The sequence below is a fragment of the Streptomyces sp. SA15 genome (genome assembly GCF_002291145.1).
Taxonomy (GTDB): domain Bacteria; phylum Actinomycetota; class Actinomycetes; order Streptomycetales; family Streptomycetaceae; genus Streptomyces.
The window spans coordinates 116298-140178 of record NZ_NTGE01000211.1 but is presented as its reverse complement, the minus strand read 5'-3'; the positions used below and the strand labels follow the sequence as shown (position 1 = coordinate 140178).

Below are 23881 nucleotides of genomic sequence, written 5' to 3'. Positions count from 1 at the left end.
TGTAAGGGGAGCGATGACCCTTCTGTGCCGTACCCTCCTCGCCACCGCGGTGCTTCTCACCCCGCTCACGGCGGCCGGCCATGCCTCGGCCGCCGCCTCTCGGTGCGTGTCCTCTGTGCCGTACGTCTCGGGGCAGGGTGGCTACGCCACCTACCGCATCCCCGCCACCGTCACCACCCGCCGGGGTACCGTCCTCGCCTTCGCGGAGGGCAGACACGACGGGGCGGGCGACTCCGGGGACATCGACGTCGTGCTGCGCCGGTCCGAGGACGGGGGTTGTACGTGGGGTCCGCTCACGGTCGTCGCGGCCGGGGAGGGGAACACGCGGGGCAATCCGGCGCCGGTGGTCGACCCGCGTACCGGGGAGGTCGTCCTCGTCACCTCCTACAACGGTGGTGGGGTGACCGAGGCGCAGATCATGCGGGGGGAGGTGACGGCGGAGCAGAGTCGGCGGGTGTTCGTGCAGCGCGGCGGTGACGACGGGCGGCGATTCTCGGCGCCGCGCGAGATCACCGGGGCGGTGAAGCCGGCGGGGTGGCGGTGGTATGCGACCGGGCCCGGGCATGCGGTGGCGCTGACGCGGGGGCCGTATGCGGGGCGGTTGGTGGTTGCGGCGAATCACTCGGTGGCGCCGGGGGCGGGCTCGGGGGATACGGGGGAGGAGGCTCGGTACTACGGTGCGCATGCGTTGTACAGCGACGACGGGGGTTACAGCTGGCGGCTGGGGTTCGTCGACGACTCCTACGACGGTGTCGACAACGCGAATGAGTCGACGGCGGCGCAACTGGGGGACGGGCGGTTGTACTTCAGCTCGCGGGACCAGCACGGGTCGAGTGTGGGGAACCGGCTGGACACGTACTCCAGTGACGGGGGGTCGACTGTGGACCGGCCGTATGCGGTGCAGGCCACGTTGAACGATGTGCCGGTGGTGCAGGGGAGTGTTCTTCAACTGCCGGGTGTGGGCGGCCCGTTGCTGTTCTCCGGTCCTTCTGTTCCCACGGCGCGACGGGGGATGGCGGTGTGGCGCAGTGACGATGCGGGGGTGACCTTTGAGAAGGTGCTGGCGCTGTCGGGGCGGTGGGCCGCGTATTCGGATCTGGTGCGGGTGGATGGGGGGACGGTCGGGGTGTTGTACGAGACGGGGGTGACGGGGCCGTACGAGACGATCGAGTTCCGTCGGGTGCCGGTGGCTGAGCTCGGGTAGGGGGCCGGCAGGCCAGCCCGTCTGGGGGTATCCCCTCTGGGGGAGTTTGAGGACGAGGCCGTTCAGGCCGATGGGGGTCCAGGGGGCGGAGCCCCCTGGCGGGGTCGAAGGGGCGGAGCCCCTGGGGATGGGACGGGTAGGGGCGGCGGGGGCGAGGAACCCCTTACAGCAACCCCGCCGCCGCCAAGAACTTGCCCACCCTCTCCACCTCGGCCCCGTCCAGCGGCACCTGCGGCTCCGCCGTAGCCGGGCAGTCGATGACCCCCCGCAGATGCAGCGCGGCCTTGAACGCGCCGATGGCCGACGAGCTGCCCCCCATCCGCCCCGGGTCACCGACCCCCACCATCCCGAACAGAGCACACAGACGCTCCTGTTCGACCCGCGCCCCCGCCCAGTCCCCGGCACGACACAGCGCGTCGAGACGGACGTACCCCCGCGGATCCACGTTCGCCAGCCCCGGCACCGCCCCGTCCGCCCCCACCGCCAACGCCGCGTCGACGATCAGCTCGGAGCCGGTCAGCACGCTGAAGCCGGTGATGTCCGGGTGCTCACGGGCGCCGGTCACCACCTCCCGGAAGGCGCCGAGGTCGCCGCTGGAGTCCTTCAGCCCGGCCACCACCCCCTCGGCGGCCAGCGACAGCACCAGATCGGCGGGGAGCTTGGTGTGCACGGCCACCGGAAGGTCGTAGGCGAGGACCGGCACCGGGGACGCGGCCGCGACCAGACGGTAGTGGCGGGCGATCTCCGCCGGGTGGGTACGGGTGTAGAAGGGCGCGGTGACGACCACCGCGTCCGCGCCCACCGCCGCGGCGGACGCGATGCGGTCCAGGACCCGGGGCGTCGTCATGTCGATCGCCCCGGCCAGCACCGGCACCCGCCCGGCCACGTGGGCGACCGTCGTCTCCACCACCAGCCGGCGCTGCCGGTCCGTCAGATACGCCGCCTCCGACGTCGTACCGAGCACGAACAGGCCGTGCACCCCGCCGTTCACCAGATGATCGATCAGCCGGTGGAGTGAGGGGACGTCCACCTCGCGGTCCGATGTCATGGGCGTGCAGACGGGCGGAACGACACCGGTCAGCGGGGCGGGGAAGGTCATCAAGGCTCCTTGGACTCACTGTGACGTACGAGGTCGCGCGTCGATTCGTTCTCCTCCACCGGATGGTGACACCGGAAGCGGTGCCCGGCCGCCGACGCGGCCGAGAAGGCGGGCATCGCCCGCGCGCACACCTCGTCCGCCTTCCAGCATCGCGTACGGAACGGGCACCCGCTCGGCGGACGGGTCGCCGACGGGACCGGTCCGACCAGCGGGATCGGGTCGATCGGGTGCAGCAGGCCGGGCGTCGCGGAGAACAGGGCCCGGGTGTACGGGTGCCTGGCCCGGTCGGTGACCAGCCCGGCCGGGGTCTCCTCCACGATCCGGCCGAGGTACATGGTGATCACACGGTCACTCATCCGCCGTACCGTCTGGATGTCGTGCGAGACGAAGACGAGCGCCAGCCCCAGCCTCTCCTTCAGGTCCAGCAGCAGGTTCAGGATCTGCGTCCGGACGGAGACGTCCAGCGCGCTCGTCGGCTCGTCGGCCACCACCAGGTCGGGATCGAGGGCCAGCGCCCTGGCGATGGCGACCCGTTGGCGCTGGCCGCCGGAGAGCGCGTCGGAGAGAGCCCGGGGGAGCCCCACCAACGACATCAGCTCCCTTACCCGGTCCTCGCGTTCAGCCCTCGAACCCCGGTCATGCACGTCCATCGGATCCCGCAGGATCTGCCGGATCGTCAACCGTCGGTTCAGCGCCGTCGACGGGTCCTGGAAGATCATCCCGATGCTGCCGCCGACGGCCGCACGGCGTTCGGCGGACGGCATGGTCCACAGGTCGCGGCCCCGGAAGGCCACCGTCCCGGACGTCGGCCGCTCCACGCCCACCAGCACCTTCGCCAGCGTCGACTTGCCGCACCCGGACTCGCCGACCACGCCGACCGTCTCGCCGGGCGTGATGGCGAGGTCGGCGCCGGTGAGGGCGTACACCTTGTCCCGCGTGAACAGCCCGCCGCTGCGGGCCTTGTGCACCACGTGCGCGTCCGACAGCTCCACCAGGGCGCTCATGTCACGGCCTCCGTGCTCTCCGGGCTCTCCGGGCTCTCAGGGCTCCCCGGGCCTTCTGCGCTCCCCAGGTCGACCGCCGGATGGTGGCAGGCCGCCGTGTGCGTCCCCGTCCCCGCGAGGACGGGTGTCGTCGTACGGCACACCTCGTCCGCCGACGGGCACCGGTCCGCGAAGCGGCAGCCGGCCGGGAAGGCGGCGGGGGACGGGACGACGCCCTTGATCTGCGTCATCCGTTCCTGGGACGACTCCAGCGACAGCACGCTGCCCAGCAGCCCGCGCGTGTAGTGGTGGGCCGGCGCCTCCACCAGGTCGGCGGTCACGCCCGTCTCCACGATCTGCCCGCCGTACATCACCACCACCCGGTCGGTGACGTCCGCGACCAGCGCCAGGTCGTGCGAGACGAGGATCAGCGCGAAGTCCAGTTCCTCCCGCAGCCGGAGCAGCAGCTCCATGATCTGCGCCTGCACCGTCACGTCCAGGGCCGTCGTCGGCTCGTCGGCGACGATCAGTTTCGGGTCGCGGGACAGCGCCATGGCGATCAGGACGCGCTGACGCTGGCCGCCGGACAGTTCGTGCGGGTAGCTGCCCAGGGTGCGGTCGGGGTCGAGGCCCACCATGGTCAGGAGTTCGGCGGGCGTACGGCGGCCTCCGCGGCGTACGAGCTGCTTCAGCTGGGCGCGGATCGTCATCGCCGGGTTGAGGGAGGACAGGGCGTCCTGGTAGATCATCGCCATCTCGTGGCCGAGCAGCCGGCGCCGTACCCGCATCGGCTCCGCCAGCAACTCCCGCTGGTTGAAGCGCACTTGGCCGCTCACCCGCGCTCCCTTCGGCGCCAGGTCCATGATGGTCAGCGCGGTCAGCGACTTGCCGCAGCCCGACTCGCCGACCAGGCCGAGGACCTCACCGGGCCGCACCTCGAAACCGATGCCGTCGACGATGTCCACGCCCTGGTGGCGGCCGTCGAAGCCGATGGCGAGGTTCTCCACCGCGAGCACCGGCTGCTGCCCTCGGGGGAGAGGGCGAGCGCGGGAGCGCAGTCGAAGCGCCGCCTCCGCCAGGCCCGGCAGTCGCAGCACCTCGCCGCTGCCGGGCTCGGGGGTCTCCAGGCGGTCCTCGTCGCGTACCTCCACCTCCCGCGCCGACGGGGCCGCCCACGCGTCCGACACGCCCTCGGAGAGGACGTTCAGCGACAGCACGGTGACCAGCATGAGCAGGCCCGGGAAGACGGTCGCCCACCAACCCCCGGTCAGCACCATGTTCTTGCCGTCCGCGATGACACTGCCCCAGGAGGGATCCGGCGGCCGCACACCCGCGCCGATGAAGGACAGCGACGCCTCGAAGACGATCGCCTCCGCCACCTGGACCGTGCAGAACACCAGCACCGGGGCGGCACAGTTGATCGCCACGTGCTTCAGCACGATGTGCGGCGTCCGCGCCCCGATCACCCGTTCCGCGGTCACATAGTCCTCGCCGTACTGGTCGAGGACGTTCGCCCGTACGACCCGGGCGATCGGCGGCGTGAACAGGAACGCGATCGCGCAGATCAGGACCGTGATCCCGCCGCCGAACACCGCCACCAGTACGGCGGCCAGCGCGATGCCGGGGAACGCCATGACGACGTCCAGACAGCGCATCAGCGTCTCGTCGACCGCCTTGCGGGAGGTCGCCGCGATCGCCCCCAGCAACGCGCCCACGAGCAGGGCGAGCACGGTCGCGCCGAGCCCGATGGCCAGGGACCAGCGGGCCCCGTACATCAGCCGGCTGAGGATGTCCCGGCCGAGGCTGTCCTGGCCCATCCAGTGCTCGGCGGACGGATGCCCGGTGTCGTCGACCAGGGGCTGCTGGTCGAGCGGGTCGTCCGGCGCGAGCAGCGGCGCCAGCAGGGCGGTGAGCACGACCACCGCCAGAAAGCAGACCGCGACCTTCGACAGCGGCGGCAGCCTGCGCCGGCCGCGCAGCCGGACGCCGGGCCGGGACAGCGCCTCGGTGAGGCTCTTGCGCGTGAACAGCGTGAACAGCGTGTTCGGGGTGTTCGTCGTTTTCGGCGCGTTCGTCGTTTTCGGCTTGTTCGGCGTTTTCATGGGGTCGCGTCCCTCAGTCGGGGGTTGACCAGCAGATAGAGGACGTCGATGACGAGGTTCACCACGACGAAGCCGATGGCCGTGGTCAGGACGACGCCCTGGACGACGGCAGGGTCGCCGTTCTTCACGGCGTCGATCATCAGCTTGCCCATCCCCGGCAGGGAGAAGATCGTCTCGATGACGACCGCGCCGCCGAGGAGATAGCCGACGCGCAGACCGAGGACGGTGAGCGGATTGATGAGGGCGTTGCGCAGCACGTTCCGCCCGACCACCACCCGCGGCGGCAGCCCGTTGCCGATCGCCGTCCGTACGTAGTCCTTGTCCAGCTCCTCCACCACCGACGTCCGCACGATCCGCGTCAGCTGCGCCGCCACGGGGAGGGACAGCGCGAAGGCCGGCAGGGTCATCGTCTTCAGCCAGCCGGTGAAGGAGTCCGCCGGGTTGATGTAGCCGCCGGTCGGGAACCAGCCCAGGCCGACCGCCAGATACTGGATCATCAGCAGCGCCAGCCAGAAGCCGGGGGCCGCGACGCCGGTCAGCGACACGACCCGGATGATCTGGTCGGGGAGGCGGTCGCGGTAGATGGCCGCGGTCACGCCGCCGATCAGTGACAGGACGACCGCGATGCCGAGGCCCAGGAAGGTGAGCTGGAGGGTGAGCGGCAGCGCGGTGGTGACCTGGTCGACGACCGGCGCCCGGGTCAGGGCGCTGATGCCCAGGTCGCCGTGGAGCAGGTCGCCGACGAAGTGGACGTAGCGGACGGGGAACGGGTCGAGCAGGCCGTTCTGCTCGCGGAAGTCGTGCAGTTGCTCGGGTGTCGGGTTGGCTCCCTGGAAGAACGCGGACGCCGGGTCGACGTCGGAGAACCGCATCACCAGGAACACGAACAGCACGATGCCGAGCATCAGCGGGAGGAGCAGGGCGATACGGCGGAGCAGGATCCTGGCGATGGCTACCACGTGCCGACAACTCCCTGGTTCTGGACTGGCCTAGACGGATCTAGACGGATCTAGATGGATCTAGACGGATCTAGAGGTACCTAGACGGACCTAGACGGGTCTGGACGGATCTAGACCCACTTGGCCTGAAGGAGATTGATGCCTGGATACGGCTGTGCCCTTGTCCCGGACAGGCTCCTCGGATCCCAGGCGGTCATCAGCTCGTTGTGGACGACCGGGTAGAGCACGGCCTGCTGGGCGACGACGTCGATGTAGTCCTGGATCATCGTCGTCTTCTTCTCCGGGTCCGGCTCCCGGGTCGCCCGGTCCATGTCCCTGAAGAGCTGCTTGGCGACCGGGTCACCGGCCCAACGGGTGTAGCCCATCCAGAGGTTGGTGGGGCCGTAGTTGTAGCGCATGATCAGGTCGGCGTCCAGGCCGAACTGGTTGGGGTTCGAGGCGGCGGCGACGACCTGGTAGTCCTGCTTCTGGTCCATCTTGGTGAAGACGGCCGTGGTCTCCTGCGGCGAGAGGGTCGTCCGTACGCCGATCGCGTCCCAGGACTGCTTGATGGTCGGCAGGCAGTCGACGATCCAACTCACGTTGACCGCGAGGATGTCGACCTTCAGCCCGCTGACCCCGGCCTCCTTCAGGAGCGCCTTCGCCTTCTCGGGGTCGTGGTCGTAGACCGTCTTCGCCCGCCGGTAGGACGGGTTGCCCTCGTTGAGGAAGGACGAGGCCGGGGTGCCGTGGCCCTTGAGCGCGACCTCCACCATCTTCTCGGTGTCGATGGCGTAGTGCAGCGCCTGCCGCACGCGCACGTCGTCGAAGGGTTTGTGCCGTGTGTTGAACATCAGGAACAGGTTGTTCATGCCGGCCGCGCCCGCGACCGACAGCCCGCCGCTCCTGAGCTGCTCGATGTTGGCGTACGGGATGTTGTCGGCGATCTGCGCGCCCGCGCTCGACCCCGAGATCCTGGCGACGCGCGGGGCGGCGTCCACGATCGTCAGCCAGTTCATCTTCTTGAAGGCGGGCCCGCGCGGGCCGTTGTAGTCGGCGAACGCCTCGAAGGTGGTGTTCGACTTCGGATGGTGCGCGGTCTGCCGGTACGGCCCCGAGCCCACCGCAAGACCCTTGATCGCGTCGTCCCACGCGCCCGGCCGGGAGAAGACGTGCTTCGGCATGATCTTGGCGAGGGTCAGCCGCGAAACTCCTTCCGGAAAGGGGAACCTGAGCACCAGCTCGACGGTTCGCGCGTCGATCTTCCGGACCTCCTTCAGCCAGCTCGCGAAGAAGCCCTTGGCGAGGGTCTGGGTGCCGGGGTCGAGGATCCGGTCGAAGACGAAGACCACGTCGTCGGCGGTGACGGGTTTGCCGTCGTGGAACGTGGCGCCCTGACGCAGCGTGAACCTCCAGGACGTGCCGTCGAGATTCCCCGGCACCCGGGTGGCGAGCGCGGCGTACGGCTCGCGGGAGATCGGGTCGGTGTCGAGCAGCCCCTCGTAGATGTGGTGGTTGGCGGCCATGCTGAAGGCGGACGCGGTCTGGGTGGGATCCCAGGTGCCGTCGTTGCCGTAGCCGATGACCGCGGTGAGAGTCCGGTCACCGCCCCCCGAACCGCCGGGGTCGATGGTGGACTCGGGGCCCCACGAACAGGACGACAGGGACGCGACCGCCATCCCCAGCACCCCGGTGCGCTTCAGGAAGGTCCGACGGTCCGGCGCCGGCACGTCGTGGGTCACGTCGCGCACGGGTCCTCCAGGTGGGGGCTGGAAAGCATGCGGTTACGAGGCACTACGAGGCACTACGAGGCACTACGAGGGATTACGAGGGATTACGAGGGATTACGAGGGAGGAGATACGACGTCCTACGCCCTGACAACAGCGTGACCATAGGTGGGGCCGTGAGAGTGGTCAAGGGAACACGCAGCGTGAGATCCTCCCCGGTGTGGAGGGTGTCTTGGGGAGCGCGGAGTTGTGGGAGGAGCGGGGCGCCGGTGTGCTGCGGCTGCCCTCCGGGCGGCTGGTGAGGGGCCGGGGCCTGCGGCGCCCCCTGGAACCGGGGGCGCCGATTCCGTCGTACGGCGTCTACCTCCTCGGAAAGCCGCCCCCGGATGTCCCCTGGGAGTCCCGCTGGCTCCGCTGGCCCGACTTCCGCCTTCCGGCCGACCGCACGGAGGCCCGCGCGGTGCTCACCGAGGCCTGGGAGCGGGCCGCCGGTGAGCGTGTGGAGGTCGCCTGTGGTGGCGGGCGGGGACGTACGGGGACGGCGCTGGCGTGTCTGGCGGTGCTGGACGGCGTACCGCCCGAGGAGGCCGTCGCGTACGTCCGCGGGCACTATGACCGGCATGCGGTGGAGACGCCTTGGCAGGGGAGGTATGTGCGGCGGTTCCAGGTTTCTAGGGCCGCCGGGCGCGGAAGCGCAGGCCACCGCTCGGGTGCAGGTCGACGGTCACGTCCGTGAAGCCGGCCTGCTTCAGGCGGGCCGGCAGGGTCGCCGGGTCGAGCGTGTTCATCGTGTCCCGGAAGTGCAGGATGCGGAAGCGGAGGTTCGGCTGGCTGTCGCTGCCGGCGAAGGTGCCGCCGGGGCGCAGCACGCGGAACGCCTCGGCGAAGATGCGGTCCTGGTGGGCGGCCGTGGGCACGTGGTGCAGCATCGTGAAGCAGACGACGGAGTCGTACGACGCGGAGGGCAGCGGCAGTTCCGCGCCGTCCGCGAGGACGATGCGGGCGCGGTCGCCCCACTGGTCCTGCAGTAGACGGACCGTGTCGGCGTCGATCTCCGCGGCCGTCAGACGCGGCACCAGGTCGACGAGGACGCGGAGGTTGGCGCCGTAGCCCGGGCCGATCTCCAGTACGTCCTTGCCGAGGTCCACGTGTTCGAGGGCCCAGGGAAGGATCAGGTCCTTCGTCTTCTGCGCCCAGTTCTCGGAGCTGCAAATCCTGCGGTGGGCTCGGTTCATCGGCATGCCGTCGACGCTAGGCCGCGCGTGCGGCTGTCCACCACGCGCTAGGCTGCCGTCCCATGTCGCGGAACGGACAGTACCGCACGTACGACATGGCCGGTACCGGCATCTTCGTCGGCCACTTCAGCATGCCCCGCGGCAGCGCCTTCGCCCTGCACTGGCACGACCTCCACCAACTCGCCTGGTCGGCGAAGGGGTTGCTGCGGGTGGGCAGCGAGCAGGGCGTGTGGCTGCTGCCGCCGTCGCTGGCCCTGTGGATTCCGGCGGGGATTCCGCATACGACGGAGTCGGCGGGCGACGCCGTCATGCGCAGTCCGTACGTCGATCCGGCGTGCAGCGAGCACATCGGCTGGCCCGAGCCGACCGTCGTGGAGGTGACCGGCCTGCTGCGGGCGCTCATCGATCATCTGATCCGTACGGACCTGGCGCCGGACGCCCGTTCGCGCGCCGAGGCGGTGCTCCTCGACGAGCTGCGTCCGGTGCCGGTGACGAGCGTCTCCGCGCCCCTGCCCCGCGATCCGCGCGCCCGCACGGTGGCCGAGGCACTGCGGGCCGACCCCGCGGACGCCCGGACCCTGACCGACTGGGGCGCCCAAGCCGGAGCCAGCAGCCGGACCCTGGCCCGCCTCTTCGTCGCCGAGACCGGTCTCGCCTTCGGGCAGTGGCGGGAGCGGGCACGCATGCAGGCCGCGATGCCGCACCTCGCGGCCGGCCTGCCGATCGAGTCGGTGGCCCACCGGGTCGGCTATGCGACGGCCAGCTCCTTCACGGCCGCGTTCCATCGGCTGGTGGGGGTGACACCCAGGCAGTACTTTCCGGTGCGCGACTGAGCCGATCCGTGCTGTGGGCCATGCCGTGGGTAACGCCATCACCAAGCCCCTCAAGGACCGTCCCGACGACCCGAACCCCGACTGGCACTGGGAGCCGAAGGAGGCGTTCCACGCCCTGGCGCAGCGCTACGCCAGGGCATGCCGGTCACGTCACTCGCGTCACTCGCAGTAGACGTCCTCGTCCGGCCGCTCTCCCGTGGCCAGGAAGCGGGAGACGGTCCGGTCGCCGCAGGCGTTGCCGTTGGCGAGGTAGGCGTCATGGCCGGTGGAGTTCACGGTGACCATGACGGCACGGTCACCGAGGGCCTCCCGGAGCTTCAGGGCGCCGCTGAGGGGCGTGGCGACGTCCCGTTCGTTCTGCACCATCAGGATGTTGGACGCCCCGCTGTCGGTGATGTGCACCGGTGCCTTCGGCTGATACGGCCAGGCGGCGCAGACCATCGCGTTGCGCGGCATGCCGGCGGTCAGCGGGTACGTGGCCCGGCTCTCGGCGACCCCCTTCTGGTAAGCGGCGGCCGACCTGGGCCAGGCGACGTCGTTGCACAGCGTGGCGGCGCCGACGGCGGCGACGTTCTGCAGCGCGGACTGCGGCGGGGAGGCAGGCGCGGGCGGCACGGTGCCGTCCTGTGCGGCGAGGATCAGCTTGGCCAGGTTGGGGTAGCTGTCGGGTTCGTAGAGGGTGTTGAGGAGGCTCTGGCGCAGCACATTGCCGTTCAGTTCCGCGGGGTTGGCGCCGGGCCACGGGATCGGATCGTGGTCGAGGCGCGCGGCCAGGCGCAGGAACAGCGGCCGTACGTCCGCCGCCGTCTCGGCCAGCCGGTACGGATTGCCGGGCGCCGCCGCCCAGGCCGCGAAGTGGGGGAACGTGTCCTCGACGCCCTGTTCGTGCGCGGCGAGCCAGGCGCGGTTGACCCGGGTGGGGTCGGGGTTGTCGTTGCTGTCCAGCACGATGCGGTCGGTGCGGAACGGGAACAGCTGGCTGTAGACCGCGCCGACATACGTGCCGTACGAGACGCCCCACACGGAGAGCTTCCGCTCACCGAGGGCGGCCCGGATGCTGTCGACGTCGCGGGCGTTGTCGACGGTGCTGATGTGCCGGATCAGCTCGTCGCCGTTCCGCGCGCAGGCGTTCGCCATCCGGCGCGCGGCGGCCATGTTCCCGGTGACCGAGCCGTCAGGGGCAGGCCAGGGGCGCAGTGTGGTCGTGGCGAGGTCGCCGGTGGCGAGGCCGCAGCTGACGGGGCTGGAGGGGGCGTTCCCGCGCGGCGCGAACCCGATCAGGTCGTAGGCGTCCCGCACGCTCTGCGGTAACTTCTGCCCCTTCCCGGAAGGCGCGTTGAGGCTGGAGCCACCCGGCCCGCCCGGAATCATGAGCAGCGCCCCTCGGCGGGCGTCCGGCTTCTCGCTGGGGATGCGGGAGATGGCGAGATCGATCGTCCTGCCGTCCGGGTCGGCGTAGTCCATGGGCACTTCGAGGGTCGCGCATTGCTGACGCGGGTCGGGCGCGTTGCCCTCGCACTTGGTCCACTTGGGAGAGGGGGTGGATGCGGATGCGGATGCGGATGCGGATGCGGTCAGCGGGCCGGTGAGGCCGAGGAGGAGGGCGGAGGCGGCGATGACGGGGGCGTGGCGCGTGATGGGCTTTATACGGTTCATACCGCTCGTGCGGTTCATGGAGTTCATGCGAACGAGCCTCGCGGAACTCCGGCATCCTCCACATCCGGGAAACGGCCCTGATTCCCCGGGGGTTTACCCCAGCACCACCCCTGGTCGCGCCCCTGAGGCCACTTGTCCCACCGACCGTTTGGACGGCACCGTCGGGCCACCCGCTTCTTTGCCAGTGTCGTGCTTCCACGACCCGAGTAAAGGGCGCTTCGCGTCGGCTACGCCGATGGCCCTTCGGGCCACCCTTGACTCGGCTCGCTCCAGCACGGGGGAGAAGCGAGCGGGCGGCCGGGGGAGAGCGGGGGGCCAGGTGGGCGGTCCCTGGGGTTGGTTGGGGGGTGGGCTGGGGCCCGGGGGCGCGGTCGCGCCTCGCCAGCACGCCGGGTGGGCTTAGCGGCTATCGGTGAGTGGGGGAGTGGTGGTGCCGCCGGTGGTTGAGGTGGGGCTCGCCTCGGCTCAGCGGTGATCGGTGATCGGCGATCGGCGATCGGCCCGTCTGTGGCTTGGGGGCGGGGCGCACCGGCTGGGCGGCGGCACGCCGGGCCGGCTGGGCGGCTTGCGGTGAGTGGATGGTGGCGGTAGCGCGTCGGTGGGGCGGGGGCACCCCGCCCCGGCTCATCGACTGCGGCCAGCGAGGCGACGACCGCCCCATCCGGAGCTTCCGCACCCCGGGCCTCGAGAGGGACGGCCCCGAGCAGTAATTGGCAGATCTGTTCCACCCCCGCGAAGGAAAACCCCAGGTCACGCGCCCGCACCGGTGGAACAGATCTGCCAATTACTGGGTGAGTGTCCGTTTTGTTCCCTACCTCCCCTGTCGTCAGTCGCCGAGTCGGCCGGAAGGGCCCGGCCGGCCGTCGCAGCTGCGCACCCGCGCACCGCCACCGGCCCGCTATCCGCTGATCCGACCGAGCGTCCCGCCACTCCCCGCGCGTCCCCGGCCGCCGCTCGCCAAACCGCCCCGGCGTGCCGCCACTCGGTCGGCGCGCCCCCAGCCGCCCACCGGCCGCACGCCGCTGAACCGACCCGGTGTCCGGGTCAGGGGGAGGCGAGTACACCAGTGATCTCCCGCAACTGGGCAGCGGTCAGGGAAGGTTGGGCAACGGCGTCGGCTGCCTCCCTCCGGTGTGGCGAACTGCTCGCGGGCGGCGGGTCCGAGGACACCGGTGTCGGCCAGTTGAGGCCGCTTCACTCCAGTACGCGCAGCATTTCGGGGGTGTCGATGTGCGACTGGAAGCTGACTACCTTGTCGTTGCGCAATTCCCACACATGGACTTCGCGAACGTCGAATTCGCGCCCGGTTCCCTTCACGAGACCGCGGCTGCGCCCAATCTCGACAACTCGCTCGCCCGCTTCGACCAACTCTTCTGGCTCGACCGCTGAATCGATGTGTGAGACCAACTTGCCCAAGAACTCCTGGGCGCCCTCGAGGCCTCGATAGCGACCACCCCACGGCAGCTGGTCGGTTTGATAGATCTCCACCGTGGGGTCGAGGAGGCCCATGAGGCCGTCGATGTCTTTACGCCCGAATGCGTCGTAGATGGAGCGCACCACGTCGATGTTGGTCACCAGGCCTGCCTCATTGATCGAGAACGTAGGTACTCGGACGCACGGTACGGCTGTTGGCAGACGGCGAGGCTGAGCCGCTGACCGGTGCAACTCACTCAGCTCATAGCGCTACTGGATGACCTCGTAGATCTCCTTGTAGCCGGATTTCGCGTTGCTGTTGAAGGCGTCGATCAGAGCCCGTGCTTCCGCGTCCGGGTTCTTGAAAAACTCCCGCTCCAGGGTGAAGTACTGGTCGAGGCTGTCGAACTCCCACTGGGCGAAGACGGTGTCCATGGGACCCGCGTAATCGACGTAGATCCTCCGGTTCGTGCACCCGGCCTTCTCCAACACGCCGGAGAGCGTCTTGAACGCCGCCACGATCTCCGGCGCCTTTCCGCGCTCGGCCTGGTAGACCTCGCGAAGCATATACATGCCGTTACTCCCGCCTGACCAACACTCAAAGAGACTGAAGCCACGCTAGGCCGGCCGAGCCGCGGTCGCAGTCCGAGCGCGGCATCCGGGTCACCAGATCGCTCCAAGGGGTTGCCGGATACTCTCCTCTCTCGTTGGCTGGGAGGAGTTGCCGAGTGGATCGGTTACATGGACCTGTTCTGCGCACTCAGAGGCTGGTGATGGAGCCGATCCGCCGTGAGGACAGCGACGATCTCTTCGAGGCTGTGGTCAGTCAGGACAGCGTCATGCGGTGGCTGGCGACCGGGCGGGCGGACAGCCGGTCTGCGGCCGAGGCGATGTGCGACGATCACGTCGCACACTGGGCCAGGCACGGCTACGGCGACTTTGCGGTCAGGGACGCGGCAACCCGTGCCTTTCTCGGGCGGGTGGGACTGCGTAACCGGGCCCGGTACGGAGCCGACCTCGGCTTCGCCGTGCATCCACGGGCGCAGGGCCGCGGCATCGCAGGAGAGGCAGGCCGTGCCTGCTTGGACCTGGCGTTTCGTCGACTCGCGCTCCCGGCCGTCTTCGCGTTCGTCCTGCCCGGCAACACGGGCTCGATCGCGGTACTGCGCCGCCTGGGTGCTCAGGCAGCCGGGACCGTCCAGTCCAGCGGACTGCACTGTCTGCGGTACCGGTTTGACCCCACCGCCAGCCCGACCGCAGCGGAGCATGCGGTGGACGACGGTACTGACGGTGATGCAGACCTCCGACTGCGCTATGCGCCCGGCCCCGGCGATCGGGAGGACTACGCCTCACTCCGCGACGGTCTGCCCGACCCCTTCGGAGTCAACGGGCCCGGTCTGGTCTGGGCGGACAAGGAACACACGCTCACGGCCGTCTGTGACGGGCGGCTGGTGGCTGCTACCGGGTGGCTGCTGCGGGAGATGGCATTCGATGGGGCACCGCGCCGTGTCGCCGGGCTGGGTAATGTGCTGGTGCACCCTGCCCATCGGGACCGGGGCATCGCCAGGACCATGATCAGCGTCGCGGTCGAACACGCACGGGCGGCCGGTGCCGAAACGGCGATGCTGCTCTGCCGCCCGGAGCTGGTCCCGCTCTACACGCAGCTCGGATGGCGCCAGACATCCGCGCCGGTCACCTTCCGGCAGCCTGCCGGCACCCGGCTCTGCCCGCTGGCCACCATGACCTACGACCTGGCCGAGCTGCCCCAGCCCACCGTCGGCGTGGACCTACAGGGCCTGCCTTTTTGACGCACTGGTTTGACGCACTGGGCAGGAGTTCACCGGTGGGATCAGGCTGCCCCGACAAGAGGGCGTCCTCCTCAGCGGATGCCCTTTTACCTGCGGACACGGGCGCGCTCACGGCGCTGCGCGGCCAAGACGTCGGGGTGGCGAGCGTTGGCGTTGCGGCGGCGCAGGTAACGCTGGAGCTCGCGGGTCTGGACGGCGCGTCCCCAGCCGCTCACTCACCGATCGCCGCTGAGCCGGCCCGGCGTGCTGGCGAGGCGCGAGCGCGCCCCCGTCTCCGGCCCACCGCTCAACCAACCCAAGGGATTGCCCACCTGGCCACCCGCTCTTTCCGGGCCGCTCGCTCGCTTCTCACCCGTGCTGGAGCGAGCCGAGTCAAGGGTGCCCGAAGGGCCATCGGCGTAGCCGACGCGAAGCGCCCTTTACTCGGGTCGTGGAAGCACGACACTGGCAAAGAAGCGGGCGGCCCCCACGGTGCCGATGAACTCCGTCCAGGCGGCCGACCCGATGAGCAGAGCAGGACCGCCGGGCACCTTGCTGTCACGGACCGGGACGACGCCGGGGACTCCGTCGGCTACCTCGACGCAGTTGCCGCCCTCGCCGTTGCTGTACGTGCTCTTGCGCCAGCGGGCGGCGCCTGGGAAGTCGTACGCGACCTCGACGCACTCCTCGCCCCCGCTGCCGCCGCTGTAGGTGCTCTTGCGCCAGCGGGCGTTGGTCAAGTTGTACCCGCGCATCGTCTGTAGTCCTCCGCCGCCGATTCGATCAGGGCCAGGGACGCCTCCAGTGGCAGAGCGGCGGCCCTGAGGTGATCGTAATCCGCCTGTGTCCGCTTCACTACGGCCGGATCATCCAGCAGGTTCCCCGAAAACACCCCCTCTGTATAGACGGTTGGCGGGGCGTCTTCGAACTCCATGAGCCTCATCAGCTTGCCCATCTGCGGATGTGCCCCCGCAGAGAACGGCAGTACCTGCACCAGTACCTCGCGGCTGCGCACCATCGCCGCGATGTGGTCCAACTGCTGGGCCATCACTGCGGGGGAGCCGACCGGGACGCGCAGTACTACTTCGTGCAGGAGCGCCCAATACACGGGCCGTGTAGCGTCCTTGAGGAGCTGGGCGCGCTCCATGCGGAGGCTGACCATCTCCTCGATGTAGCCGTCCGTGGCAAGCGGGTTGCTCGCCAGGTAGATCGCACGGGCGTACTCGGGTGTCTGCAGGAGGCCTGGGACCACGGCGGGCGCCCACTCGCAGATGCTCGTCGCCAGCCGCTCCAGCTCAGCCGCATGCGCGAAGTAATCCGCGTACCGCTGTTCTTTGATGAGCTTCCGCCACATCCGCTCGAAAAAGCCGTCGGTTTGTAGCTCATCGTCAATCCGCTTTGCCACATCCAACTGTGGTCTTCGGATCGCCTGTTCGAACTGACCGATATACCCACCGGAAACGAAGACCCGCTCCCCCAGCCCCACTTGAGTGATCCCCGCGTCCTCCCGCCTCCGCTTCAACTCCGTCCCGAAGAACTCCCAGGCCGCCTGTCGTGAACCGTTGGCCACGGCCAACCCCCTTGCGCTGACCCGCACTTGTAGTGCACAGACTCCTGCCGAGTGTAGTTGCGGAGGGGCATCGTGGAGACACGAAGAGTGAAACCCGGAAAGAAGGGGAGCACGGTGGAGGCACAGCACTCGGCGCTCTGCGTCGAAGAAGCGGAGGACGCGGTGAAAGAATTGCGCGCGGCGCTCAGGAAGGCCGGAATTATTCTGCCGTCACTCGGGCTCGACCCGGTGAGTCTTGCGCGGGAGGCACCGTGTCCACTCGTCGAATTGGGCCGATGTTCCGTCGAGACCGCGCAGCGACTCGCGGCGGTGCTGCGATGAAACCGCCGGTCGGGTCGTATGTCGTGGACACCCGTACGGGCAGGCTCGGGATCGTCATGGGGCACGAAGGGCCCTACGTACAGCTGAGACCGTACGGCGGCGGGCGGGAGTGGGACGCCGAGCCGGGGGCCGTGCGCCGCGCCACCCAGGCCGAGCGTCTCAGCGCGGCGACGGCGTACGCCAACGCCCGCAGCCGAGGTGAGGTCCCTTGAAACCCGCGGTCGAAGCACTCGAAACACGGCGCGCACCTGCCGTAGGCGAGAATGGCTTCATGAGTCTGTTCCGCGACGACGGCATCGTGCTGCGCACCCAGAAGCTGGGTGAGGCGGACCGGATCATCACGCTGCTCACGCGCGGTCACGGTCGGGTACGGGCCGTGGCCAGGGGTGTGCGGCGGACCAAGTCGAAGTTCGGGGCGCGGCTCGAACCCTTCTCGCACGTGGACGTGCAGTTCTTCGCGCGGGGGAGTGAGCTGGTCGGGCGCGGGCTGCCGCTGTGTACACAGAGCGAGACCATCGCGCCGTACGGGGGCGGGATCGTCGCCGACTACGCGCGGTACACCGCCGGGACGGCCATGCTGGAGACCGCCGAGCGGTTCACCGACCACGAGGGCGAGCCGGCGGTGCAGCAGTATCTGCTGCTCGTCGGCGCCCTGCGGACGCTCGCCCGGGGTGAGCACGCGCCGCACCTTGTTCTGGATGCCTTTCTGCTGCGCTCCCTCGCCGTCAATGGGTACGCCCCCAGCTTCAGCGACTGTGCGAAGTGCGGTATGGCCGGGCCGAACCGGTTCTTCTCGGTGGCGTCCGGGGGGTCCGTCTGCGTGGACTGCCGGGTGCCGGGGAGTGTCGTACCGTCGCCGCAGACCCTGGAACTCCTCGGCGCGCTGCTTACGGGAGACTGGGAGACCGCGGACGCGTGCGAGCCGCGGTACGTCCGGGAGGGGAGCGGGCTGGTGTCCGCGTACCTGCACTGGCATCTGGAGCGCGGGCTGCGCTCACTTCGGTACGTAGAGAAATAAGCACTGACAAATAAGCTGAGAAATAAGCACACGCTTAGGGAGACGAGAAACACATGGCCACACGCGGGTTCCTGGGGCGCCAGCGCCGCGAGTACAAGACGCCGGAGCCGCACCCGTCCGGTGCCCGCGCGCCGAAGCTGCCCGGCGAGCTGGTCCCGAAGCATGTGGCGATCGTCATGGACGGGAACGGGCGGTGGGCGAAGGAGCGGGGGCTGCCGCGTACCGAGGGGCACAAGGTCGGTGCCGAGCGGGTGCTGGATGTGTTGCAGGGGGCGATCGAGATGGGCGTGGGGGCGATCTCGCTGTACGCCTTCTCGACCGAGAACTGGAAGCGGTCTCCGGACGAGGTGCGCTTCCTGATGAACTTCAACCGTGACTTCATCCGTAAGACCCGGGATCAGCTCGATGAGCTGGGGGTTCGGGTGCGGTGGGTGGGGCGGATGCCCAAGCTGTGGAAGTCGGTGGCCAAGGAGCTTCAGGTCGCGCAGGAGCAGACGAAGGGGAACGACAAGCTGACCCTGTACTTCTGCATGAACTACGGCGGCCGGGCCGAGATCGCCGATGCGGCGCAGGCGCTGGCGGAGGACGTACGGGCCGGGCGGCTCGATCCGTCGAAGGTCACGGAGAAGACCTTCGCGAAGTACCTTTACTACCCGGACATGCCGGACGTCGACCTGTTCCTGCGGCCGAGTGGTGAGCAGCGTACGTCCAACTATCTGCTGTGGCAGAGCGCCTATGCCGAGATGGTGTTCCAGAACGTGCTGTGGCCGGACTTCGACCGGCGTGATCTGTGGCGGGCGTGCGTGGAGTTCGCTTCGCGGGACCGGCGGTTCGGTGGGGCCATTCCCAACGAGGAGCTGTTGGCCATGGAGGGCAAGCAGGAGTAGTGGGTCCTCCCGGGGAGAACCGCGTCAGGTGGCGCGCGTGGCACGGATGTCATGGTTGTCCGCCGTCAGGCAGCGGCCGAGGGGAAGGTGGTAGCGCCAGCCGTGCATGGTGCAGGTGAGGACGTCGTTTTCGATGCGTCCGAACCGGCTGAGGTCGGCCTGCTGATGCGGGCAGCGGCGCTGTACCAGCCAGCCGTCGAGCTCGATGTCCTCGTCCTCCTCCTGGGCGGCGGCGTAGTAGTTCTCCACGTAGTCGATGCGCTCGGCGGACAGGCACTTGAAGAACGTGTACACAAACTCGTTGTAGGGCCCGATCCGGCTCGCGCGGAACCGCAGCGAGAGCAGGAGGCTGTTGGACCAGTCGACCTCGCGCCGCGTGATGTTGGTGGCCACCAGGTCGCCGGTGGTGGACAACGTGTAGCGGCAGGCTTCTCCGTCCCACGGGCGGACCTGCCGCGCGGGGAAGTCGATCACGATCGGGATGTCGTCGACATCCAGCCGCAACGGGCCGCCGACGCCGGCACATATACGGTCCGCACGGGCGAGCAGCGGTTCCCACCACTGTTTCAGCGCCGCGACGAGTCGTTCCCGAGGCAGGGCCGGGGCACGCGACGCGCGTTCGGCTGCGAGGCTGGGCTGCTGCCTGCGGGCGTAGTCCCGCAGGTACTCGCGCTTGTTGCCGAAGATGTGGTCGATCTGCCCTGCGGTGCGGCTGTGGATGACCTTGCAGTCGCTCCCGCTCACTTCGGCCACGCTGCCCGGCAGCATCAGGTGCGCCGATGTCTCGGGCCGTGCCTCGGCGAGTTGCTCAAGGAACTCCCGCTGGTCGGTGAAGATGCTCTCCCCGTCGAGTCCGGTGCCGTTGAAGTCGAACAGGTCGTCGTCGAGGAAGCACGGCGGCCCGGAGTTGGGGAACACATGCTTCGCCTGCACCGCATCGATGTAGCGCACCGCCCGCTCGAACTGCCCTTGGCGTTTGCGGGCGGCGAACTCCCGCTTCGCCTTCTGCGGCATCTGGTACACCATGGGGTACCAGATCGCGCCGGAGAACTGCACGAAGTACGCGTCGACCTCGCCGAACTCCCGGATCGCCGGAATGTCGAGCGGGTGAGCGTCGTTCTGGTTCAGCAGTACCGTCTCGCCGTCGTCCAGTGACAGCGCGGAGTCCCCGATGGGGCCGTCGCCGGGTCCGGTCAGAGCGGTGATCATGATCCGCAGCCCGTCCCGCTCGACAGGGGAGCCGCTGCGCGTGCGCAGGAAGTCCGTGAACCCCAGTTCACACAGCTCGCGCTCCAACTCTTCGGTGGCGAACGCGGGCAGCAGCACGGTGACGTCCTTGCGCACGTTCTCGCTCAGGTTCTTCGCGTCGAAGTGGTCCCTGTGCAGGTGCGATATGTAGAGGTAGTCGGCTGCGTGCCCGTAGTACGCCCAGTCCAGATCGCTGTTGTCCGGAAAGGGGAACCACGACCCGAAGAAGGCCGGGTTGACCCAGGGGTCGCACAGCACTGATCCCGCGGCCGACTCGATGAACAGTCCCGCATGTCCTAGCCCAGTCACTCGCATGTCCGTCAGCACCCCAATGCGTCTGAAGCAGTTCACTCGCCCCGGTGTCACGGGACGGTGGGTCGACGGCTTCAACGCTGGCGGGATTTCCGCGAGAGCGCACCCGCTGCGCGCGGCTGCCTCACCGGCGGCAGACACGGATCGGCTGGTCAGAACGATTGCGGGGCCGACGAAGGCTTCCTTCGCTGCCATCCCCCGGACAGCCGAACCACTGCCGGAGCGGCCCGCACGACCGTGTTTCGAGATCGCCCGCTGCGGCACGTCACCGCCCGGCCGGTACGCAGGGCGTCCCGCACTTGATCATGACTGGAGACAGGCCTGGGCGGCACGAATGTCCGCAGCCGGGCCTATGCCGATGCCGCCGCGCAGTCCTCGCACGTCCCGAAGATCTCCACCGTGTGCGCCACGTTCACGAACCCGTGTTCCGCCGCGATCGCGTCCGCCCACTTCTCCACCGCCGGGCCCTCGACCTCGACGGCCTTGCCGCAGACGCGGCAGACGAGGTGGTGGTGGTGTTCGCCGGTGGAGCAGCGGCGGTAGACGGACTCGCCGTCGGACGTGCGCAGGACATCGACCTCGCCGGCGTCGGCGAGGGACTGGAGCGTGCGGTAGACCGTGGTCAGGCCGACGGAATCGCCCTTGTGCTTGAGCATGTCGTGCAGATCCTGCGCACTGCGGAACTCGTCGACCTCGTCGAGCGCCGCCGCCACGGCGGCCCGCTGCCGGGTCGCGCGGCCCTTCACTGGCGGTCCAGCGGTCGTCACCGGTTGCCTCCTCACGTCTGCACTTGCCGGGCCATTGTGCCAGCCCGGCCTGTGGGCGGTCAGACGCCGACCTTCCCGTCGGCCTCCCGGGTGGCCGGAATCGCACACTCCGCCGGGTCCCCGGTGGTGTGTTCGGCGGTCATCGCCCGTGCGCGGCGCCGGGCCAGCGGGGTCGCCAGTGCGGTCAGGACGATGAACGCCCCGATGGTCAGGAGCACGATCGTCGCGCCGGGCGGCACGTCCTGGTAGTACGAGGTGACCGTCCCGCCGATCGTCACGCTCACGCCGATCGCCACCGCGATCGCGAAAGTGGCCGCAAAGCTGCGGGTCAGCTGCTGGGCCGCGGCCACCGGTACCACCATCAGGGCGGACACCAGCAGCAGGCCGACCACCCGCATCGCGACCGTGACCGTCACCGCCGCCGTGATCGCCGTCAGCAGGTTCAGCACGCGCACCGGCAGGCCCGTGACCCGCGCGAACTCCTCGTCCTGGCTCACCGCGAAGAGCTGGCGGCGCAGGCCGAGGGTGACCAGGACCACGAAGGCGGCGAGCAGGCAGATCGCCGTGACGTCCGACTCCGACACCGTCGACAACGAGCCGAACAGGTACGACGTCAGGTTCGCGTTCGAGCCCGTCGGCGCGAGGTTGATGAACATCACGCCGCCGGCCATGCCGCCGTAGAAGAGCATCGCGAGGGCGATGTCGCCGCGTGTCTTGCCGTACCAGCGGATCAGCTCCATGAGGACCGCGCCGAGGACGGAGATCAGCGTCGCCATCCACACCGGGGACCAGGAGAGCAGGAAGCCGAGGCCTACTCCGGTCATCGCCACGTGGCCGATGCCGTCGCCCATGAGGGCCTGGCGGCGCTGGACGAGGTAGATGCCGATCGCGGGGGCCGTGATGCCGACCAGGACGGCGGCGAGCAGGGCCCGCTGCATGAAGGCGTAGTCGAGGATCTCCATCAGCTCAGCAGTCCCGTCCGGATCGGTTCGGCGTCGTGAGCCGCGTGCGGGTGGACGTGGTCGTGGCCGGGCAGCGCGTGCTGGCCGACCGCCTCCGGGGGCGGGCCGTCGTGCGTGACGCAGCCGTCGCGGAGCACGATCGCGCGGTTGATCAGGGGCTCCAGGGGGCCCAGTTCGTGCAGGACGAGCAGGACGGTCGTACCGGAGGCCACCTGGTCCCTGAGCGTGCGAGCCAGGACCTCCTGGCTGGCCAGGTCCACGCCCGCCATCGGCTCGTCCATGATCAGCAGTTCGGGTTCGGAGGCCAGGGCGCGGGCTATCAGGACGCGCTGGTGCTGGCCGCCCGACAACGCGTTCACGGAATCCTTCGCCCGGTCGGCCATCCCCACCAGCTCCAGGGTGCGTCGTACGGCCTCGTGGTCCGCCTTGCGGAGCATGCCGAAGCGGGCCCGGGACAGGCGGCCGGAGGAGACGACCTCCGTCACCGTGGCGGGCACGCCGCCCGCGGCGGTGGTGCGCTGTGGGACGTAGCCCACGCGCGCCCAGTCGCGGAAACGGCGCCGCGGGGTGCCGAAGAGCTCTATCTCGCCGACGCTGACCGGCACCTGGCCGATCAGGCTGCGCACGGCCGTCGACTTGCCCGAGCCGTTCGCGCCGAGCAGCGCGACGACCTCACCGCGGTGGGCGGTGAGGTCGATGCCGCGCAGGACGGGGCGTGAGCCCAGTTCGGCGCGGACACCGCGCATCGATATGACGGGCTCACCCATGGGTCGTCCTCCGAACTGCTGATGGTCACTTGGCTCCCAAGGCCGTCTCCAGGGACTTGAGATTGGACTCCATGACCTGGAAGTAGTCGTCGCCCTTGGACTTGTCGGTGATGCCCTCGAGCGGGTCGAGAACGTCGGTCTTCAGGCCCGCGTCCTTGGCGAGGGTCTTCGCGGTCTTGTCCGACACCAGTGTCTCGTAGAAGACGGTGGTGACGCCGTCGGCCTTGGCCTCGGTCTGGAGTTCCTTGATCCGGGCCGGGCTGGGCTCGCTCTCCGGGTCGAGACCGGAGATGGCCTCCTGGGTCAGGCCGTAGCGCTCGGCGAGGTAGCCGAAGGCGGCGTGGTTGGTGAAGAAGACCTTGGTGTCGGTGGTCTTGAGGCCGTTCGTGAACTGGGTGTTGAGGTCGTCCAGCTTCTTGACCAGCGCGTCGGTGTTCTTCTTGTAGTCGTCCGCGTGGTCCGGGTCGGCCTTCTCGAAGGCGGCCCCGACGCCCTTGGCGACCTCGGCGTACTTCACCGGGTCCAGCCAGATGTGCGGGTCGAGGGCGTGCTCCTCCTCCTCGGCGTGCTCTTCCTCGGCGGGTGCCTCCTCACCCTCGTGTTCGTGCTCGGTGCTGCCGTGGTCCTCGAGCTTCGTCAGGGTGGCCGCGTCGATCTTGTTCTTGACCTGGGACTGGGAGACGGCCTCGTCGACGGCCGGCTGGAGGGTCTTGAGGAAGAGCACCGCGTCCGCCTCGCCGAGGTCGGCGGTCTGCTTGGTGCTGAGCTCCAGGTCGTGCGGCTCCTGACCGGGCTCGGTGAGGGTGGTGACGTTGACGTGGTCCCCGCCGATCTGTTCGGCGAGGAACTGCATCGGGTAGAACGACGCGACGACGTCGAACTTGTCCGTGTTGCCCGCAGCCTCGCTGTCGCTGCCGCAGGCGGAGAGGGCAGCGAGACCGAAGGCGGTCACCGCTGCGGTGGGTATCAGGCGACGTCGTACGTTCATGACAGTCATTTTCAACGAATCTGGAAACGATTGTCAACAAAGGTCCAGAGTGAGCCGAAGGGC

24 protein-coding genes and 2 pseudogenes are annotated in these 23881 nt (G+C 69.3%); 9 read left to right on the top strand and 17 right to left on the bottom strand.

What is annotated here, in order from left to right; genetic code table 11:
* Positions 1–13 precede the first annotated feature (13 nt).
* Positions 14–1204 (top strand): exo-alpha-sialidase, encoded by a 1191-nt coding sequence (locus CLM62_RS45415; protein ID WP_095755752.1) that lies wholly within the window; start codon positions 14–16, stop codon positions 1202–1204.
* 163 nt (positions 1205–1367) lie between these two features.
* Here CLM62_RS45415 and CLM62_RS45410 read toward each other — a convergent pair whose 3' ends face one another.
* From CLM62_RS45410 to CLM62_RS45390, 5 genes are all read right to left on the bottom strand, one after another.
* Positions 1368–2303: a dihydrodipicolinate synthase family protein gene (locus CLM62_RS45410; RefSeq protein ID WP_095755751.1), complete on the bottom strand. Its 936-nt coding sequence runs from the start codon at positions 2301–2303 to the stop codon at positions 1368–1370.
* On the bottom strand, positions 2303–3307 hold the full coding sequence (locus CLM62_RS45405) for an ABC transporter ATP-binding protein (protein ID WP_095755750.1): 1005 nt from the start codon (positions 3305–3307) through the stop codon (positions 2303–2305). Before CLM62_RS45405 ends, CLM62_RS45410 begins: the two co-directional genes overlap by 1 nt.
* Positions 3304–5388, bottom strand: coding sequence for a dipeptide/oligopeptide/nickel ABC transporter permease/ATP-binding protein (locus tag CLM62_RS45400; RefSeq protein WP_257004475.1), 2085 nt, complete (start codon positions 5386–5388; stop codon positions 3304–3306). The genes CLM62_RS45405 and CLM62_RS45400 overlap by 4 nt, the downstream gene beginning before the upstream one ends.
* Positions 5385–6347 (bottom strand): ABC transporter permease, encoded by a 963-nt coding sequence (locus tag CLM62_RS45395; RefSeq protein ID WP_095755749.1) that lies wholly within the window; start codon positions 6345–6347, stop codon positions 5385–5387. The genes CLM62_RS45400 and CLM62_RS45395 overlap by 4 nt, the downstream gene beginning before the upstream one ends.
* Before the next feature lie 110 nt (positions 6348–6457).
* Entirely contained in the window at positions 6458–8077 is a 1620-nt protein-coding gene (locus CLM62_RS45390; protein ID WP_095755748.1) for an ABC transporter substrate-binding protein, read from the bottom strand.
* Between the two features lie 197 nt (positions 8078–8274).
* On the opposite strand from CLM62_RS45390, the gene CLM62_RS45385 reads away from it, so the two are divergent.
* Positions 8275–8790, top strand: coding sequence for a protein phosphatase (locus tag CLM62_RS45385; protein ID WP_257004474.1), 516 nt, complete (start codon positions 8275–8277; stop codon positions 8788–8790).
* On the opposite strand, the gene CLM62_RS45380 is transcribed toward CLM62_RS45385, so the two are convergent.
* Complete coding sequence (locus CLM62_RS45380; RefSeq protein ID WP_095755747.1) at positions 8726–9295, bottom strand: class I SAM-dependent methyltransferase; 570 nt, start codon at positions 9293–9295, stop codon at positions 8726–8728. The two genes, CLM62_RS45385 and CLM62_RS45380, sit on opposite strands and share 65 nt — an antisense overlap.
* Before the next feature lie 56 nt (positions 9296–9351).
* On the opposite strand from CLM62_RS45380, the gene CLM62_RS45375 reads away from it, so the two are divergent.
* Together CLM62_RS45375 and CLM62_RS50540 are read left to right on the top strand one after the other, a co-directional pair.
* On the top strand, positions 9352–10122 hold the full coding sequence (locus CLM62_RS45375) for a helix-turn-helix domain-containing protein (protein WP_095755746.1): 771 nt from the start codon (positions 9352–9354) through the stop codon (positions 10120–10122).
* Positions 10123–10159: 37 nt separating this feature from the next.
* Positions 10160–10294, top strand: a pseudogene (locus tag CLM62_RS50540) (abortive phage infection protein); the annotation flags it as partial.
* On the opposite strand, the gene CLM62_RS45370 reads toward CLM62_RS50540, so the two are convergent.
* From CLM62_RS45370 to CLM62_RS45355, 3 genes are all read right to left on the bottom strand, one after another.
* Positions 10282–11778: an alpha/beta hydrolase gene (locus CLM62_RS45370; RefSeq protein WP_095755799.1), complete on the bottom strand. Its 1497-nt coding sequence runs from the start codon at positions 11776–11778 to the stop codon at positions 10282–10284. The pseudogene CLM62_RS50540 and the gene CLM62_RS45370 sit on opposite strands and share 13 nt — an antisense overlap.
* A 1194-nt stretch (positions 11779–12972) precedes the next feature.
* Complete coding sequence (locus CLM62_RS45360) at positions 12973–13353, bottom strand: nuclear transport factor 2 family protein (RefSeq protein ID WP_179382496.1); 381 nt, start codon at positions 13351–13353, stop codon at positions 12973–12975.
* Between the two features lie 108 nt (positions 13354–13461).
* Entirely contained in the window at positions 13462–13764 is a 303-nt protein-coding gene (locus CLM62_RS45355; RefSeq protein WP_095755744.1) for a hypothetical protein, read from the bottom strand.
* Between the two features lie 200 nt (positions 13765–13964).
* On the opposite strand from CLM62_RS45355, the gene CLM62_RS45350 reads away from it, so the two are divergent.
* Positions 13965–14999 (top strand): GNAT family N-acetyltransferase, encoded by a 1035-nt coding sequence (locus CLM62_RS45350; RefSeq protein WP_095755743.1) that lies wholly within the window; start codon positions 13965–13967, stop codon positions 14997–14999.
* 86 nt (positions 15000–15085) lie between these two features.
* Here CLM62_RS45350 and CLM62_RS52520 read toward each other — a convergent pair.
* The 3 genes and pseudogenes from CLM62_RS52520 to CLM62_RS45340 all read right to left on the bottom strand — a co-directional run.
* A pseudogene (locus tag CLM62_RS52520) lies at positions 15086–15193 on the bottom strand (IS630 family transposase); the annotation flags it as partial.
* Between the two features lie 225 nt (positions 15194–15418).
* Complete coding sequence (locus CLM62_RS45345) at positions 15419–15733, bottom strand: DUF397 domain-containing protein (protein ID WP_095755742.1); 315 nt, start codon at positions 15731–15733, stop codon at positions 15419–15421.
* Positions 15715–16548 (bottom strand): helix-turn-helix transcriptional regulator, encoded by an 834-nt coding sequence (locus tag CLM62_RS45340; protein ID WP_095755798.1) that lies wholly within the window; start codon positions 16546–16548, stop codon positions 15715–15717. The genes CLM62_RS45345 and CLM62_RS45340 overlap by 19 nt, the downstream gene beginning before the upstream one ends.
* 114 nt (positions 16549–16662) lie before the next feature.
* Between CLM62_RS45340 and CLM62_RS45335 the strand changes: the two genes are divergently transcribed.
* Genes CLM62_RS45335 through CLM62_RS45320 form a run of 4 tightly spaced genes read left to right on the top strand, consistent with a single transcriptional unit; the run spans position 16663 to position 18774 of the window.
* The gene (locus CLM62_RS45335) at positions 16663–16869 is read left to right on the top strand and encodes a hypothetical protein (RefSeq protein ID WP_095755741.1); all 207 of its coding nucleotides are present in this window, start codon (positions 16663–16665) and stop codon (positions 16867–16869) included.
* Positions 16866–17081 (top strand): hypothetical protein, encoded by a 216-nt coding sequence (locus CLM62_RS45330; RefSeq protein ID WP_095755740.1) that lies wholly within the window; start codon positions 16866–16868, stop codon positions 17079–17081. Before CLM62_RS45335 ends, CLM62_RS45330 begins: the two co-directional genes overlap by 4 nt.
* Positions 17082–17140: 59 nt before the next feature.
* Entirely contained in the window at positions 17141–17887 is a 747-nt protein-coding gene (gene recO, locus CLM62_RS45325) for a DNA repair protein RecO (protein WP_095755739.1), read from the top strand.
* 53 nt (positions 17888–17940) lie between these two features.
* On the top strand, positions 17941–18774 hold the full coding sequence (locus CLM62_RS45320; RefSeq protein ID WP_095755738.1) for an isoprenyl transferase: 834 nt from the start codon (positions 17941–17943) through the stop codon (positions 18772–18774).
* Positions 18775–18798: 24 nt separating this feature from the next.
* On the opposite strand, the gene CLM62_RS45315 is transcribed toward CLM62_RS45320, so the two are convergent.
* From CLM62_RS45315 to CLM62_RS45295, 5 genes are all read right to left on the bottom strand, one after another.
* Positions 18799–20337, bottom strand: coding sequence for a Rieske 2Fe-2S domain-containing protein (locus tag CLM62_RS45315; RefSeq protein WP_095755797.1), 1539 nt, complete (start codon positions 20335–20337; stop codon positions 18799–18801).
* Between the two features lie 347 nt (positions 20338–20684).
* Positions 20685–21101, bottom strand: a complete 417-nt coding sequence (locus CLM62_RS45310; RefSeq protein ID WP_095755737.1) for a Fur family transcriptional regulator — start codon at positions 21099–21101, stop codon at positions 20685–20687.
* A gap of 59 nt (positions 21102–21160) precedes the next feature.
* A complete protein-coding gene (locus tag CLM62_RS45305) occupies positions 21161–22063 on the bottom strand; it encodes a metal ABC transporter permease (protein ID WP_095755736.1) in 903 nt (300 codons plus the stop codon).
* Positions 22063–22830 (bottom strand): metal ABC transporter ATP-binding protein, encoded by a 768-nt coding sequence (locus CLM62_RS45300; RefSeq protein ID WP_095755735.1) that lies wholly within the window; start codon positions 22828–22830, stop codon positions 22063–22065. Before CLM62_RS45300 ends, CLM62_RS45305 begins: the two co-directional genes overlap by 1 nt.
* A 25-nt stretch (positions 22831–22855) precedes the next feature.
* Complete coding sequence (locus CLM62_RS45295; RefSeq protein WP_095755734.1) at positions 22856–23818, bottom strand: zinc ABC transporter substrate-binding protein; 963 nt, start codon at positions 23816–23818, stop codon at positions 22856–22858.
* Positions 23819–23881 lie beyond the last annotated feature (63 nt).